Origin of the sequence: Flavobacterium sp. 9, from assembly GCF_002754195.1 — a bacterium.
Taxonomy (GTDB): domain Bacteria; phylum Bacteroidota; class Bacteroidia; order Flavobacteriales; family Flavobacteriaceae; genus Flavobacterium.
Genome location: NZ_PEEU01000001.1, coordinates 6,036,438 through 6,050,896, shown reverse-complemented (window position 1 = coordinate 6,050,896; position 14,459 = coordinate 6,036,438). Strand labels below are relative to the sequence as shown.

Annotated in this window: 14 protein-coding genes; 5 read left to right on the top strand and 9 right to left on the bottom strand. The window is 32.6% G+C overall.

The window, feature by feature from the left end; all coding sequences use genetic code 11:
* Window positions 1-37: 37 nt before the first annotated feature.
* Together CLU81_RS25270 and holA are read right to left on the bottom strand one after the other, a co-directional pair.
* Complete coding sequence (locus CLU81_RS25270; protein ID WP_089351409.1) at window positions 38-220, bottom strand: CAL67264 family membrane protein; 183 nt, start codon at window positions 218-220, stop codon at window positions 38-40.
* Window positions 221-286: 66 nt separating this feature from the next.
* Window positions 287-1,291: a DNA polymerase III subunit delta gene (holA, locus tag CLU81_RS25265; protein ID WP_099712360.1), complete on the bottom strand. Its 1,005-nt coding sequence runs from the start codon at window positions 1,289-1,291 to the stop codon at window positions 287-289.
* An 83-nt stretch (window positions 1,292-1,374) separates the two neighbouring features.
* Here holA and CLU81_RS25260 point away from each other — a divergent pair, with 83 nt between their 5' ends.
* Genes CLU81_RS25260 through CLU81_RS25250 form a run of 3 tightly spaced genes read left to right on the top strand, consistent with a single transcriptional unit; the run spans window position 1,375 to window position 3,738 of the window.
* A complete protein-coding gene (locus CLU81_RS25260; RefSeq protein ID WP_099712359.1) occupies window positions 1,375-1,821 on the top strand; it encodes a type I restriction enzyme HsdR N-terminal domain-containing protein in 447 nt (148 codons plus the stop codon).
* Window positions 1,822-1,850: 29 nt separating this feature from the next.
* Complete coding sequence (locus CLU81_RS25255; protein WP_099712358.1) at window positions 1,851-2,870, top strand: glycosyltransferase family 2 protein; 1,020 nt, start codon at window positions 1,851-1,853, stop codon at window positions 2,868-2,870.
* A gap of 34 nt (window positions 2,871-2,904) precedes the next feature.
* Entirely contained in the window at window positions 2,905-3,738 is an 834-nt protein-coding gene (locus CLU81_RS25250) for an OmpA family protein (RefSeq protein WP_099712357.1), read from the top strand.
* Between the two features lie 189 nt (window positions 3,739-3,927).
* Here CLU81_RS25250 and CLU81_RS25245 read toward each other — a convergent pair whose 3' ends face one another.
* From CLU81_RS25245 to CLU81_RS25235, 3 genes are all read right to left on the bottom strand, one after another.
* Window positions 3,928-4,548, bottom strand: coding sequence for an L-threonylcarbamoyladenylate synthase (locus CLU81_RS25245; RefSeq protein WP_099712356.1), 621 nt, complete (start codon window positions 4,546-4,548; stop codon window positions 3,928-3,930).
* Between the two features lie 185 nt (window positions 4,549-4,733).
* Window positions 4,734-7,070 carry an ATP-dependent helicase gene (locus tag CLU81_RS25240; RefSeq protein WP_099712872.1) on the bottom strand — a complete coding sequence of 779 codons (2,337 nt, stop codon included), beginning with the start codon at window positions 7,068-7,070 and terminating at the stop codon, window positions 4,734-4,736.
* Window positions 7,071-7,425: 355 nt separating this feature from the next.
* Window positions 7,426-8,193, bottom strand: coding sequence for a TSUP family transporter (locus CLU81_RS25235; protein WP_099712355.1), 768 nt, complete (start codon window positions 8,191-8,193; stop codon window positions 7,426-7,428).
* 124 nt (window positions 8,194-8,317) lie between these two features.
* Between CLU81_RS25235 and CLU81_RS25230 the strand changes: the two genes are divergently transcribed.
* The gene (locus CLU81_RS25230) at window positions 8,318-8,839 is read left to right on the top strand and encodes a hypothetical protein (protein WP_099712354.1); all 522 of its coding nucleotides are present in this window, start codon (window positions 8,318-8,320) and stop codon (window positions 8,837-8,839) included.
* Window positions 8,840-8,938: 99 nt separating this feature from the next.
* On the opposite strand, the gene CLU81_RS25225 is transcribed toward CLU81_RS25230, so the two are convergent.
* The 3 genes from CLU81_RS25225 to CLU81_RS25215 all read right to left on the bottom strand — a co-directional run bounded on the left by CLU81_RS25225 (window position 8,939) and on the right by CLU81_RS25215 (window position 12,937).
* Entirely contained in the window at window positions 8,939-9,838 is a 900-nt protein-coding gene (locus CLU81_RS25225; protein WP_099712353.1) for a patatin family protein, read from the bottom strand.
* A 165-nt stretch (window positions 9,839-10,003) separates the two neighbouring features.
* Window positions 10,004-12,079 (bottom strand): M1 family metallopeptidase, encoded by a 2,076-nt coding sequence (locus CLU81_RS25220; protein WP_099712352.1) that lies wholly within the window; start codon window positions 12,077-12,079, stop codon window positions 10,004-10,006.
* A gap of 6 nt (window positions 12,080-12,085) precedes the next feature.
* Window positions 12,086-12,937, bottom strand: a complete 852-nt coding sequence (locus CLU81_RS25215; RefSeq protein WP_099712351.1) for a transposase — start codon at window positions 12,935-12,937, stop codon at window positions 12,086-12,088.
* Window positions 12,938-13,033: 96 nt separating this feature from the next.
* Between CLU81_RS25215 and CLU81_RS25210 the strand changes: the two genes are divergently transcribed.
* The gene (locus tag CLU81_RS25210) at window positions 13,034-13,774 is read left to right on the top strand and encodes a diphthine--ammonia ligase (protein WP_099712871.1); all 741 of its coding nucleotides are present in this window, start codon (window positions 13,034-13,036) and stop codon (window positions 13,772-13,774) included.
* Window positions 13,775-13,844: 70 nt separating this feature from the next.
* On the opposite strand, the gene CLU81_RS25205 is transcribed toward CLU81_RS25210, so the two are convergent.
* A complete protein-coding gene (locus tag CLU81_RS25205; RefSeq protein WP_099712350.1) occupies window positions 13,845-14,387 on the bottom strand; it encodes a DUF1697 domain-containing protein in 543 nt (180 codons plus the stop codon).
* Between the last annotated feature and the right edge of the window lie 72 nt (window positions 14,388-14,459).

The following is a 14,459-nucleotide window of genomic DNA, read 5'->3' as shown; positions in this document are numbered from 1 at the left end:
TATTGCAATTGATTCTTGCAATTGATATTGTATAGAATTAAACTCTACCTTTCAACGCATTAAAAACCCAGGCATTAGCTAAAAAGCCAACTCCTGCTGCGGCAAATCCCCAGCCTGATACATCACTATATCTAAAAGCTCCAAGACCTATAAGTAACAATCCCATAAGTATCATTATAAAAGTAGCCCATCCTAAAACGGTATTTTTATTCATTCCCATAATTGTGATAATTATTTTTTAATGTGATTTATTTTTAGAAGTGCAAATATCGTGAATTTCCACGGCTTAATTAAATATTTTGTAAAGCATTTCTTTTAACAAATCTGACTGTGGTAATGCACTTGCTCCTACTCCTTTACTTTTTACATCAACATCTCGCAAGGCACCAACAATCTGACTCACTTTTCGCATAGGATAATTCTTTATGGCTAAATCATATTCCTTTAAAAAATAAGGATTTACACCAATTGCAGCAGCAACGTTTTTAGGGTTTTTATCCTTTAATCCATGGTATTTTAAAAGCTGAACAAAAAATCCAAAAACCAAACCTGTTGTCATTACCAACGGATATTCCTTTGGATTATGAGCAAAATTCTCCGCTATTATATATGCTTTTAGCTGATTACGTTCTCCAATTGCTTTTCTAAGTTCAAAGACATTATAATCTTTACTAAAGCCAATATTTTCCTCAATATGTTGCGGCGTAATTACAGTTCCTTGCGGTAAAATAATCTGTAATTTCTCTAATTCGTTATTAATTTTACTCAAATCCGTACCTAGAAACTCCACCAACATGGCGTTTGCTTTAGGATCAATTGTGTACTTTTTTCCGGCAAGAACGCGTTTTATCCAATCTCCAACTTGGTTTTCATAAAGTTTTTTACTTTCGTAAACGATTCCGTTTTGAGCAAGCAATTTAGTTACTTTTTTACGTTTGTCAAGTGTTTTATATTTATAACAAAAAACAAGAACAGTTGTTTCCATCGGATTATTGACATACGATTCTATTTTATCAATTGTTCTTGATAAATCCTGCGCTTCTTTTACGATAACAACTTGACGATCAGCCATCATAGGATAGCGCTTGGCCGTTGAAACAATATCTTCTACAGAAACATCTCTACCATATAATACCGTTTGATTAAATCCTCTCTCTTCTTCCGAAAGAACATTTTGCTCAATATATTCCGACAATTTATCTATATAATAAGGTTCTTCACCCATTAAAAAATATATCGGTTTAATATTTCCGGCCTTTATATCGTTAACAATTTTTACAACTTCGTCCATTCAAATCTTTTGTTTCAAGTTTAAAGTTTCAGGTTCTGGCTTTAACAACTTGAAACTTTAAACTATTTTAATATTTTTGTACTATGCAGCAATTAAATTTTCCTACTTATACTTTCCGATTCAAAAATAGCGAAAATAAAGTGTCTATTTTTGATGAAATCAGGAAAAAATTTATCATTCTTACTCCTGAAGAATGGGTTCGTCAACATGTTGTTCATTTTTTAATGAATGAAAAAAAATACCCAAAATCGCTTATTAATGTAGAAAAAGTTTTAACTGTCAACGGATTACGAAAACGATACGATGTTGTTGTCTTTAATTCAGATGGTACAATACATATATTAGTGGAATGCAAAGCGCCTGAAGTAAAAATTTCTCAGGCAACTTTTGATCAAATTGCCCGTTATAACATGACAATGAAGGCACGGTTTTTGAATGTAACGAATGGTCTCAGCCATTTTTATTGTCAGATGGATTTTGAAAACGAAAAATACCAGTTTTTAAGAGACTTGCCAGATTATAAGAAATAAAAAATACTAAAAACAAATAAATTTTACTTTTGGATAAAATAGCTGTTGTCATTTTAAATTGGAACGGTGTAAAGTTGTTGGAACAATTTTTACCCTCGGTCGTTCAATTTTCAGAAGGAGCCACTATATATGTCGCAGATAATGCTTCTACAGATGATTCTATAAATTTTGTCAAACAAAACTTCCCTACTATTAAAATTGTTCAGAATAGTGGAAATTATGGTTTTGCAAAAGGTTATAATGATGCATTACAACACATAGATGCTGAGATTTATGCTTTAGTAAATTCAGATATTGAAGTGACAGAAAATTGGCTTCAACCTATAATTCATACTTTTGATACTGAAATACAAACTGCTATAATTCAGCCTAAAATTCTTGATTTTAAGAAAAAGGAATACTTTGAATACGCTGGTGCAGCCGGAGGATTTATCGATAAATATGGTTTTCCTTTCTGTCGTGGCCGAATTTTTGATACAATCGAAAAAGATAACGGACAATACGACGATAATTGCGAATTATTCTGGGCTTCAGGAGCTTGTTTTTTTATCAGAAGCAAAGTATATCATGAATTAAAAGGATTCGACGAAACGTTTTTTGCGCATCAGGAAGAAATCGATTTATGCTGGAGAGCTGCAAATGAAGGCCATATTATAAAATACAATTCAGGATCTGTTGTGTATCATGTTGGAGGTGCCACATTGCAACAAGGAAATCCGAAAAAGACATTTTTGAATTTTAGAAATTCACTATTAATGCTTGTCAAAAACTTACCTAAAAAGGGGTTGTTTTTTGTGATTTTCTTCCGAATGGTTTTAGATGGTATCGCCGGTATCCGCTTTCTTACACAAGGTAAGTTCAGCCATACTTTTGCTATTTTAAAGGCGCACTTCTCTTTTTATTGCCTATCTTTAAAATATCTAAGTAAAAGAAAAGATTTTCAAATACAGCAATACTATACCGTTAAAAGTATCGTTTACCTATATTACATCAGGAAATTGGGTGTTTTTAAAGAAATCTTTAACACTAAACAAAATATTAAAAACTAAATTTGTAATCAACGTTTAATTAAATATAATACCTATGAGAAAAATAGTTATCGCACTAACAGTATTAATGGCCTTAACTTCGTGCGTATCGAAAAAAGAATATGCAGCATTAGAAGCTAAGAACAAAGAGATTCAGGATTTATTAAACTCTTGCACCGTAAAATTAAATTCTTGTCTTGAAGAAAAAGCTGGACTTGCTGCTACAGCTGAAAGCTACAAAGCACATAATCAAGACTTAATCAATAGCTCTAAAGATTTAACAGTATTAACTACTAAAGGAGCTGAAAATCTTGAAAAATCTTTAGAAAGTTTAAAAGAGAAAGATTTAAAAATATCTAGACTTCAAGATGCTTTAACTAAAAAAGACAGTGTTACACTTGCTTTAGTTACTAGTTTAAAAGGAGCAGTTGGTATTAACGATCCAGATATCGAAATCAATGTAGAAAAAGGAGTTGTATTTATCTCTATTGCAGATAAATTATTATTTAAAAGCGGAAGCTATGACGTAAGCGACAAAGCAAAATCTGTTTTAGCTAAAGTTGCAAAAGTAGTAAATGACAAACCAGATTTCGAATGTATGGTTGAAGGTCACACAGATGACGTTCCTTACAAAAGCAACGGTATAATCTTAGACAACTGGGATTTAAGTGTTAAACGTTCTACATCTATTGTACGTGTTTTAACAAACGATCTTGGAGTTAACCCTGCAAAATTAATTGCTGCTGGTAGAAGTTCTTACGTACCATTAGTTGCTAATGATACTCCAGAAAACAAAGCTCGTAACAGAAGAACTCGTATTGTGGTTATGCCAAAAATCGATCAATTCTATGATATGATTGAAAAAGAAATGAAAAAACAAGCTAAATAATCTTAGTTTTTACATACTTTATAATACAGAAAAAGCAGGTCAATTGACCTGCTTTTATGTATCCTTAATTTTTTTAATAACCAATTAAATATAAATCAAGAATAGCATTATTTTAAATTAACTAACTAAATTTTAACTATACTAAAGTTAGTTATTTATTTTTAACTATTATTCAATTTCAGTATTTTTTTACAAAATACCAATATCGCCCTTACCTTCTCTCACAATAACTGGCTCATAATCTGATAAGTCAATAATGGTCGATCCAACATTGTCACCATAGCCACCATCGATAACTAAATCGACAATATTCTGCCATTTTTCAAAAATTAATTCAGGATCTGTAGTATATTCAATCACATCATCTTCATCTCTAATAGAAGTTGAAACCACAGGATTTCCTAATTGGCGAACAATTTCTAAAATAATATTATTATCAGGAACACGAATACCAACAGTAGTTTTCTTTTTAAACTCTTTTGGTAAATTATTATTTCCAGGCAAAATAAAAGTATAAGGTCCCGGCAAAGCTCTTTTCAGAATCTTGAAAGTCGATGTATCAATCTGACGAACATAATCTGATAAATTACTCAGATCATGACAAATGAACGAGAAATTTGCTTTCTCTAGTTTCACACCTTTAATTTTTGCAATTTTCTCCAATGCACGTGAATTTGTAATATCACAACCTAAACCATAAACAGTATCAGTTGGGTAAATTACCAATCCTCCATTCTGAAGCACTTTTACCACTTTGGCAATTGCTGCCTCACTAGGTTTATCCGGATATATTTTTATGAACTCAGCCATTTTTTTTAGAATAAAGAAATTAGATTATAGAATAAAGACTAATCTTTAATTCTTTTAAAGTTTTTAAAACAAATAATAACAAAAGTCACGAGAAATTGCCAAGCAAGAAAATCAAATCCAGTAATAAAAAAACAACTTTTTTCAAAAATCTATTTTCTATCCTCTTTCTTCTATATTCTTTCTTCTTAACCAACAACATCCAATTTAGCAAAACGAAGTAACAATTTTTTAAGACCTCCCACTTCAAATTTTATTTCGGCTTTTTTATCCGCTCCAACACCTTCCAGATTTACAACTTCACCTTTTCCAAAACGTTCATGCATTACAACATTTCCAATCGTCAATTTATTGTCGAATAAATTTGGCGCAGCACTATTTGGATTAGTTCCTGTAACAGGTTTTAGTTTACGAATATTCAAATCCGGTTTTGGATGATTATCCGTAACATGTTTTGGTGGCGTTGAACCAATTGGTTTTGCTAAACGCAATTTAGATTTATCAATATCTCCAAAAATGTCACCATCAATTGGCGATTTGTATCTATAATTAGTTTCCGCAGGAGTAAGATATTCCAGATATTGTCCGTCGATTTCTTCAATAAAACGTGACGGTTCACTATCTGTCAATTTCCCCCAACGATAACGCGATTGTGCGTAAGTCAAATATGCCTGATGTTCTGCACGAGTTAAAGCTACGTAAAATAATCGACGTTCTTCTTCTAATTCACTTCTGGTACTCATACTCATCGCACTCGGAAACAAATCTTCCTCCATTCCTACCACAAAAACGTGCGGAAATTCAAGTCCTTTTGCCAAGTGAATCGTCATCAAAGCCACACGATCTTCATCAGATGTATCTTTATCTAAATCAGTTGCAAGCGCCACATCTTCCATAAATTCAGACAAAGCTCCTCTTGCGCCATCAATTTCTTTTTGTCCTTCAGTAAAATCTTTTAAACCATTCAAAAGCTCTTCGATATTCTGAATCTTCGCCATTCCTTCCGGCGTTGCATCTTTCTTCAATTCCTGAACAAGACCGGTTTTTTTAGCTACATAATCTGTAATATAAAAAGCATCCTGATTTTGATCAATTACTTGAAAACTCTGAATCATCGTAACAAAATCATTGATTTTATTCTTCGTTCCAGCGTTTAATTTCAAGTCAATTTTATCAATATTCACCATCACTTCCCAAATCGAACGTTTGTAGTGATTGGCAGCAATCGTAAGTTTTTCAACAGTAGTATCACCAATTCCACGTGCCGGATAATTGATTACACGAACCAACGCTTCCTCATCTTTTGGATTAATTACCAAACGTAAATAACACAAAACGTCTTTGATCTCTTTACGTTGATAGAATGACAAACCTCCATAAATTCGATAAGGAATATCACGTTTTCTCAACGCATCCTCCATTGCACGAGATTGTGCATTGGTACGGTACAAAATCGCAAACGAACCATTATGCAATTGATTCTGCATTTTTTGTTCAAAAATCGTACTTGCAACAAAACGTCCTTCTTCGGCATCCGTTAAACTGCGGTGTACTTTGATTTTTTGTCCAAAATCATTTGCAGTCCAAACAACTTTATCAAGTTTTGTTTTATTGTGCTCCATCACCGTATTTGCCGCTTCAACAATATTTCTTGTTGAACGATAATTTTGCTCTAAACGAAACATAATTACGCCTTCATAATCCTTCTGGAAATTCAGAATGTTATTAATATTTGCTCCACGGAAAGCATAAATACTCTGCGCATCATCACCAACAACACAAATATTTTGAAACTTATCAGACAAAGCCCTAACAATCAAATACTGAGAGTGATTCGTATCCTGGTACTCATCAACCAGAATATATCTGAAACGATTCTGATATTTTGCCAAAACCTCAGGAAAACGAGTCAATAATTCATTGGTTTTCAATAACAAATCATCAAAATCCATCGCGCCTGCTTTAAAACAACGCTCTACATATTGCTGATAAATTTCTCCTAAACGTGGTCTTTTAGCCATTGCATCGGCCTCTACCAATTCAGGATTATTGAAATACGCTTTTACCGTAATTAAACTGTTTTTATAATTAGATATACGACCTAAAATCTGTTTTGGTTTATAAATATCACGATCCAACTGCATCTCCTTAATAATAGAAGAAATCAGTCTCGCCGAATCCTGAGAATCATAAATGGTAAAATTGGATGGATATCCCAAATGCTCCGATTCCGCACGAAGAATACGTGCAAAAATCGAGTGAAAAGTTCCCATCCAAAGATTTTTTGCCTCAGATGCACCCACAATATCCGAAATCCTGTGCTTCATTTCACGAGCAGCTTTGTTCGTAAACGTAAGCGATAAAATATTGAAAGCGTCAATTCCTTGCGCCATCAAATAAGCAATTCTAATAGTTAAAACACGGGTTTTTCCCGAACCTGCACCAGCAATAATAATCATTGGCCCGTCTTTTTTCAGCACGGGTTGTCGTTGCGCTTCATTGAGTTGATCAATGTACTTTTGCATGAAATTTTTCTCCATATTATGCAAAAATAAGAATTAATGGTTGAATAAGCTACTACCTTTTTTTAAGTTACTAAGTTTCTGAGATTATAAGTTTCTAAGCTTTTTTTGAAGCAGAACATTAGGCTTTTTCAACAAACATAGTTCCCGCTTTCGGCTATATCTCTCCGTTTCACTGCGAGGATACCGCCTCTATCGGGGCTATAAACAAACAATCCGTTTCTTTTTTATAAAGGTACTGAGGCTCTAAGTGGCTAAGGTTCTAAGTTTTTGTTTTAGAATAATAGATTTACACCATAATCCTTAATAATTAACTAAAAAACTTAGCAACTTAGAATCTTAGTACCTCAGAACCTTTTTATTTAAAAAATACGTCGTAAGCAAATCGTATCAAAGTACCAATTACAACAATCAGAAAGAAAATCCGAATAAAACCATTTCCTTTATTAATTGCCAGTTTGGCTCCAAGCCATCCGCCAAGTCCATTGCTGATTGCCATAGGAATTGCGATTGACCAAATGATTTTTCCTTTAATCATAAATAAACAAATCGAGCCAAAATTGGTTGCCAGATTTACCATTTTAGCATTTGCAGAAGCGTGTAAAAAGTCAAAGCCTAAAAGTGCGATAAAAGCAACTACAAAAAAACTTCCCGTTCCCGGACCAATAAATCCGTCATAGAAACCCACAATTACACTGATAACAACCGCGTATAAAATTTGAGTAGTTGCCGAATGATCTTTGGCTTCATGCTGTCCAAAATTTTTCTTTGCATACGTATAAATAAACAACAATGATAAAACGACCAATAAAAGCGGTTTCATAAAATCATTGCTTACCATTGTTAATATAGTAGAGCCTAAAAATGCCGAGGGAACTGCTAAACACATCATTATCAAAAGCAACTTCCATTGAATGACTACTTTTTTCAAATATTGAAAAGCTGCAAAAGCGGTTCCGCTAAAAGCCGGTAATTTCAGCGTTCCAATAACAGTCGAAACCGGTAAATTAGGTAATAAAATCAATCCCATTGGAGTTTGAATCAATCCGCCGCCGCCTACAATTGCATCAATAAATCCAGCTGCAAAAGCTGCTAAACAAAGAAAAAGTATAATGTATGAATCCATTAATGTTGTGTTTCAGTAGGTTTTAGAAGAAGGAAACAAAAGTAAACTTCCATTTTGTTTATTACAATAAATTTAAAGCGGATTTCTCCTCAAAAAGTATATTTTTGTTGAAAAATTAAACCAAATGGATTTTAATAGAATTATAGAATTAGCCAGTTACACTTTACCAGCCATCGTTACCGGATTTGTGGCTTATAGTTTTTTTGAACTGCACATTAAAAACAATGATAAAAAACGTAATTTTTTATTAAACAGAGAATATCAAAAACAATCGTTACCAATACGTTTGCAGGCTTACGAGCGTATGACTTTGTATTTAGAGCGTATCAACCTTACGAAATTATTGATCAGAATTGCTCCAATTTCTAACGAAAAACACGATTATGAGAACTTTGTAATCGATCAAATCGAACAAGAATTTGAGCACAATCTGACACAACAAATTTATATGTCTGATGAATGTTGGACGATTATTACAACAGCAAAAAACTCAACAATACAAATCATTCGTAAAGCTGCCATGAGCGATCGTGTTGAGAGTGCAGACAAATTGCGCGAAAAGATTTTGAATGATTTACTAGAGAAACAATCTCCAAGTAATGCTGCTTTGGCATATATTAAAAATGAAGTAGCCGAACTTTGGTAAGATTTTAATTTTAGAATTCAGATTTTAGATTTTAGATTTTTTATTAAGAACAACATTTAGGTTCCCATCAATCTAAAATCTAAAATCAACATTCTTAAATTACCTGTTATCACTCATAATTTCAGACTTATTCTGAGCATATTCATATCCTTGTTCCCACCAAACTTTCATTACTTCCTTATTAAAAATAAGCGCATTATTAGTCAATTTTGTTGGCGTATAATATAAGTTAAGTTTCACATTCTTATTGGTTGCCATAAGTTTTCCTATAGCAATATCATGTTTTTCAACCTGATCTAACGCAATTCTAAACAAATCGATCATTAGCGAAAATGGATTTTTACCAATAACGGTTTTATCCATATTTACTTCTGTTTCCAGAATAATTACATCAATTTCTGTTGCGCCGCGATTAATAGCTTCACGAATAGGAACCAAACTCGAAAATCCGCCATCGCCATATTCAGAATTATTTCTCTCCACCAAACTCATAAACGGAACATAATTACTAGAGATCCAGGACCAATCACAAAACTCTTCATAACTACAATCCTTTATAGATTTATATTCTGATTCGTTTTTGGTAAAATTGGTTACGGTGATTATTACATCATTATTCAGTTTCTTTAATTTATTAAAATCCGAAAGACTGAAGTTATTCTGAATATATCTCTTTAATCCTTTACTCTCTCCAAAAGTTCGCTTTCCCTTAAAAAACTGACGTAAAACATTGAAGTGATTTATAGTTACAATATCGACTCCATCCTTATTTTTAACCACAAATGGACAAATATTAAAGATACTTCCCATTGTAACATTGGTATAAACGGAATGGATTTTCTTGATATGTCCCAACGCCAAATGCGGAATCAGCAAACTTCCGGTAGAAGTGCCAATGAACAAATCATATTCGTGATTTTTTTCTTCAATTAGATATTGCGCCACACCACCAGCAAATGCGCCTTTACTTCCTCCACCAGAAATAACCAATGCTCTCATAAATATATTGTAGGTATTTGTTTTTGGAAACTTTTTAAGAAAATAGAATAAAGAATAAAGAGCAAAGACTTCTTATTCGTTTAAATCCTTACTCTTGCTTCTTGCTTCTATTCTCTTTATTCTATATTCTATATTCTATATTCTTTATTCTTTATTCTTTATTCTCTATTTCTCCACTACTTTCTCTTTCAACAAACGATCCAATTGGAATTGTTCATCAGGGGTCAAATTAGGCAAAATTCTTTCAAATGAAACACGCATCTCTGAATTTTTTAATAAAAAGCGAATTGTATCTCTTCCAAACTTAGAAAACTGCCACATATGATGCGTTGTTGCCGATACTAAATTAGTCAAAACCTGATCATTAATAATTTTGAAGGAAATGAGTTTTTCAAGTGCATTTTGTCTCGTTGTAGCTTCATATTTTGTTGAAGAAAAAGAAATCAATTCGCTAATTAACTCTTCTGGATTACTACTATAATTTTGTGTCGATAAAGCTAATGAAAGCCACATTGTACGAAGATTATTGTCGTTAAAACCTGTCCAGTTTTTTGATTTGTCAAGATATTCTGAACGATGATTCGGAAAGTTTTTCCATAACCAAAACAAAGCAATTTCCTGAGTTTGGTATGATTTATCGTCAAGCAAGGTTTCATATTCTAATCTAAAATCTTCCGGAATTTTAGTCAAAGTACTTGCAACATCTTGACGGACTTGCACATTATTTGTTTTTAAAGCTGTTAATAAAAGATCTTTTTTAGCTTCGTATTTTTCATTTGCTAATTGATCAACAATTGTTTGTTTCACGCCTTGAAAAACATCTGATTCTAAAGTTTTCTTCAGAAAAACTTCTTTTTCAGCCAAAGGCGTTTTCTTTAATTTATCAACTTCTAAACGTGTTTGAATCGCTTTGTTTTTACTCAATAAAGCATTTGCTGTTGGAGTATCAAAAGCTGGAGATTCTAACCATGTTTTTTGAAATTTGTCTAAATCAAAATCAGATACTTTCTTTATTTCGTCAAAGAAATTTTGCGTATTTACGGTTTGATAAGAATACTTTTTCAAGTAACTTTTTATCACTTTTTTGAATGCTTTATCGCCAATTGCTTCATGTAAAACGAATAATGCCCAAGCTCCCTTTTCGTAAAAAGTCAGAGAACTTGCTTTGGCATTCAAAACCGGAACAGAATCTGTTCTGGAAGCGAATTTTATTTGTTGTGCAGAATCATATAATTTCGAATAAAAATAGTCTTCTCCATAAATATCACGTTCAGCAAGCAAAGCATAATAAGTTGCAAAACCTTCCTGAAGCCAGTGATGTGTACTACTTTCAGCGGTAATTAAATCCCCAAACCAATGATGTGCCAATTCATGCGCATCTACATTTGTATAATTGCGATCTTCAAAACCTATTGAATCTACCACATAACGTGTGGCGAAAAGTGTTGATGTTGTATTCTCCATACCTGCATACAGAAAATCACGAACCGGAATTTCTCTATAAATTTCCCATGGATATTTTACTCCTATTTCTTTCTCCAGAAAATCAAAAATTCGTTTTGAATAACGATATGTTGATTCAAAACGACTAACATCTTTATTTTCTAAATAATATTCCAACGGAACTTTTGACTTTGCTTTCAGTTCTTTTTTATCATATTTCCCAATCGCAATCATTGCCAGATAAGAACTCATTGGTTCTTCCATTCCGTATTGCCATTGCGTTAAATCGCTATTTGTCGTTTTTTCTTTTAAAGTTCCGTTTGAGATTACCTGATAGTCTTTATTGAAAGTAATTCCGAAATTAAAAATCAGTTTTTCGTTGACATCATCAAAACTCGGAAACCAATTACTCGTATATCTTCCTTGTCCTTGTGTCCAAATTTGAACTTCTGAATTTTCCATATCAATAAAATACAGCGCTTGTTTTGGCTTTGCCCAATAATCAAAAGTCAAAGTATTTTTTCCCTTCTGAAAATTATCAATAAGCTTTAATTCTTTGCCTGTATTTACAAAATTGACCTCTTTTTGATTGATTCGGATTTTCGTAAATTCCATGTTTTTGGCATCAATTTTAATCGTGTCAATTGGTTTCAAAACATCAAACTGATATTCTACTGAACCGGCGATTGTTTTGCCTGATACATCTAATTTCAATTGGCTATTAACCGATTTGAAATCGACAAATTGAGTTTGTTGTGCAAAAATGAAAGTGGTAAAAAATAGAAGAATATATTTCATTGACGATTAAAGTTTCATAGAATCCATTTCCCACAATCTTGGGTTGGTTTTTATATAATTATAAATAATTTCAAATGATTTGTAATTACGAACAATATGGTCGTGATAATTGGTTTGCCATATAGATTCGATTCCATTAATTTGTTTGGTTTTTACCGATTTAAATAAGGCAACAAATGAAGATATTGAATTTGGTTTACGTGATAATGTTGTAGTTAATGAATTTTGGTTCTCGTTTTCATATTTACGATTCATCTTCTCGTTATCAATTCCGTCCCAATTATCACGTAGAGGCGCACAGCAGTGCGTCTCGGCAATGTTTGACCCAATCTTTGTCGATATACTGGACGGAGACGCATTGCTGTGCGCCTCTACGATTTCTGTGTCTAATTGATTTTTGTGCCCATTTTCAATTCCGTCCCAATTACCACGTAGAGGCGCACAGCAGTGCGTCTCGGCAATATTTGACCCAATCTTTGTCGATATACTGGACGGAGACGCACTGCTGTGCGCCTCTACAATATGCGTGCGGGTATTCTGAATGTCTACATTCTGCATACTGGCAATCTGTAGACCTTCTAATCTTGGTTCCATTATTTCAATCAATACATGAATATGATTTGGCATAACAATCCAATTATGGAAAAACCAATTTTTACGAATTTTTATTGATTTTAAAAGCTCCATTTCGATTATTTGTCCGTTCTCATTCAGAATCATTTTATCTTCTTCGATTAATCCAAAAATAGATTTTCTGTTTTTAGTCACTAATGTAACAAAGTACATTCCTTCACTAGAGTAATCCCAATTTTTCAATCTTTTAGAATCAATTTTATATTTATCTTTAAATAATGTCATTTTTTGGCGTATAAGAAATCCAAAGTTACAAAGGTTTCGCCAACAAATCGAACGAAATTTGTAAGTTTACCAACAGAAAATTACATTATCGTGTCAATACCCAAAAAAGCCTTATTTAACTGGAGCAGCGGAAAAGATTCTGCACTTGCTTTATATAAAATTTTACAGAATCCTGATTATAAAATCGAATGTTTATTGACAAGCGTCAACCAACAATTCCAGCGTATTTCGATGCATGGCGTTCGTGTTGAATTACTTGAAGCGCAAGCAAAAAGTATTGGTTTACCATTGAAAATTCTGCAAATTCCGGAAATGCCAACAATGGAAGTTTATGAAGATGTAATGACCAAATCTTTAACCGAATTAAAAAAAGGTGGTATTACACATTCAGTTTTTGGGGATATTTTCCTGGAAGATTTACGAAAATACCGCGAAGATCAATTGGCAAAAATGGGATTTGAAGGCGTTTTCCCAATCTGGAAAATCCCGACTCACGATTTGATTCAGGAGTTTATTTCCTTAGGATTCAAAACTATTGTAGTTTGTGTAAACGAGCGTTATCTGGACAAAAGCTTTGTTGGACGTATAATCGATCAGAGTTTTATAAATGATCTACCCGAAAATGTAGATGTTTGTGGCGAAAATGGCGAATTTCACACTTTTACTTTTGACGGACCAATTTTTTCAGAACCTATAAATTTTGAAATCGGAGAAATTGTTTATCGAAAATATGAAAAACCAAAAACCGAAGATTCTTCAAATACAGCTTGCGACACCAATTCAACCGATGCTTTTGATTACGGATTTTGGTATTGTGATTTGGTTCCTAAAAACTAAATTAGATAATGAGATAATGAGATAATTATTAGAACACTCAAATAAATTATCTCATTATCTCATTATTTAATTATTCTGAATACATATTCAACAAATTAGTCACCGTATTCCAGTTTCTAATTGTTGCTGTAACGTTTAGTTTTTTCTCAATATATTTTTGATCAAATCTCGTTTTTCCAGCGCCAACAGCATATTTAATAAAGATTCTGTTGCCATCAATACTGGCTTCATCAGGTTTAAACTGGCTTATTTTTAAATCGTTGATGTTTTCGCTTTTTAGCGCAATCGAAACAAAAGCGACGTATAGCTTTTTAGTATCAACTTCTTTTTCTTTCAAAAACGGACTGTTTTTAAAACATAATTCCAAATCTTCTTTTGTGATTACAATCGTAGGAACTTCGTGTCCAAAAACTTTAAAAATTTCCTGTTTGATCATAAAACCAACTTTCGACGCACTTTCTTCGTCCGTATCTACAAAAACATTTCCGGATTGAAGATACGTTCTCACATTTTTAAAACCAATATTTTCCAACATTGTTTTCAAAGCCTCCATTTTCATCATATTGTGTCCCGAAACGTTGATTCCTCGTAAAAGTGCTAAATGTGTTGTCATTTTATTTTTTTTATTTAAAAACAAAAAGTATCCAATTTTAAAAATTGAATACTTTTTTTATTCTTTAGCAAA

What these genes read in the sequence shown, in the direction of transcription:
- CLU81_RS25270 (WP_089351409.1), bottom strand. Translation starts at nt 220, where the DNA reads ATGGGAATGAATAAAAATACCGTTTTAGGATGGGCTACTTTTATAATG.
- holA (WP_099712360.1), bottom strand. Translation starts at nt 1,291, where the DNA reads ATGGACGAAGTTGTAAAAATTGTTAACGATATAAAGGCCGGAAATATT.
- CLU81_RS25260 (WP_099712359.1), top strand. Translation starts at nt 1,375, where the DNA reads ATGCAGCAATTAAATTTTCCTACTTATACTTTCCGATTCAAAAATAGC.
- CLU81_RS25250 (WP_099712357.1), top strand. Translation starts at nt 2,905, where the DNA reads ATGAGAAAAATAGTTATCGCACTAACAGTATTAATGGCCTTAACTTCG.
- CLU81_RS25245 (WP_099712356.1), bottom strand. Translation starts at nt 4,548, where the DNA reads ATGGCTGAGTTCATAAAAATATATCCGGATAAACCTAGTGAGGCAGCA.
- CLU81_RS25240 (WP_099712872.1), bottom strand. Translation starts at nt 7,070, where the DNA reads ATGCAAAAGTACATTGATCAACTCAATGAAGCGCAACGACAACCCGTG.
- CLU81_RS25235 (WP_099712355.1), bottom strand. Translation starts at nt 8,193, where the DNA reads ATGGATTCATACATTATACTTTTTCTTTGTTTAGCAGCTTTTGCAGCT.
- CLU81_RS25230 (WP_099712354.1), top strand. Translation starts at nt 8,318, where the DNA reads ATGGATTTTAATAGAATTATAGAATTAGCCAGTTACACTTTACCAGCC.
- CLU81_RS25225 (WP_099712353.1), bottom strand. Translation starts at nt 9,838, where the DNA reads ATGAGAGCATTGGTTATTTCTGGTGGAGGAAGTAAAGGCGCATTTGCT.
- CLU81_RS25220 (WP_099712352.1), bottom strand. Translation starts at nt 12,079, where the DNA reads ATGAAATATATTCTTCTATTTTTTACCACTTTCATTTTTGCACAACAA.
- CLU81_RS25215 (WP_099712351.1), bottom strand. Translation starts at nt 12,937, where the DNA reads ATGACATTATTTAAAGATAAATATAAAATTGATTCTAAAAGATTGAAA.
- CLU81_RS25205 (WP_099712350.1), bottom strand. Translation starts at nt 14,387, where the DNA reads ATGACAACACATTTAGCACTTTTACGAGGAATCAACGTTTCGGGACAC.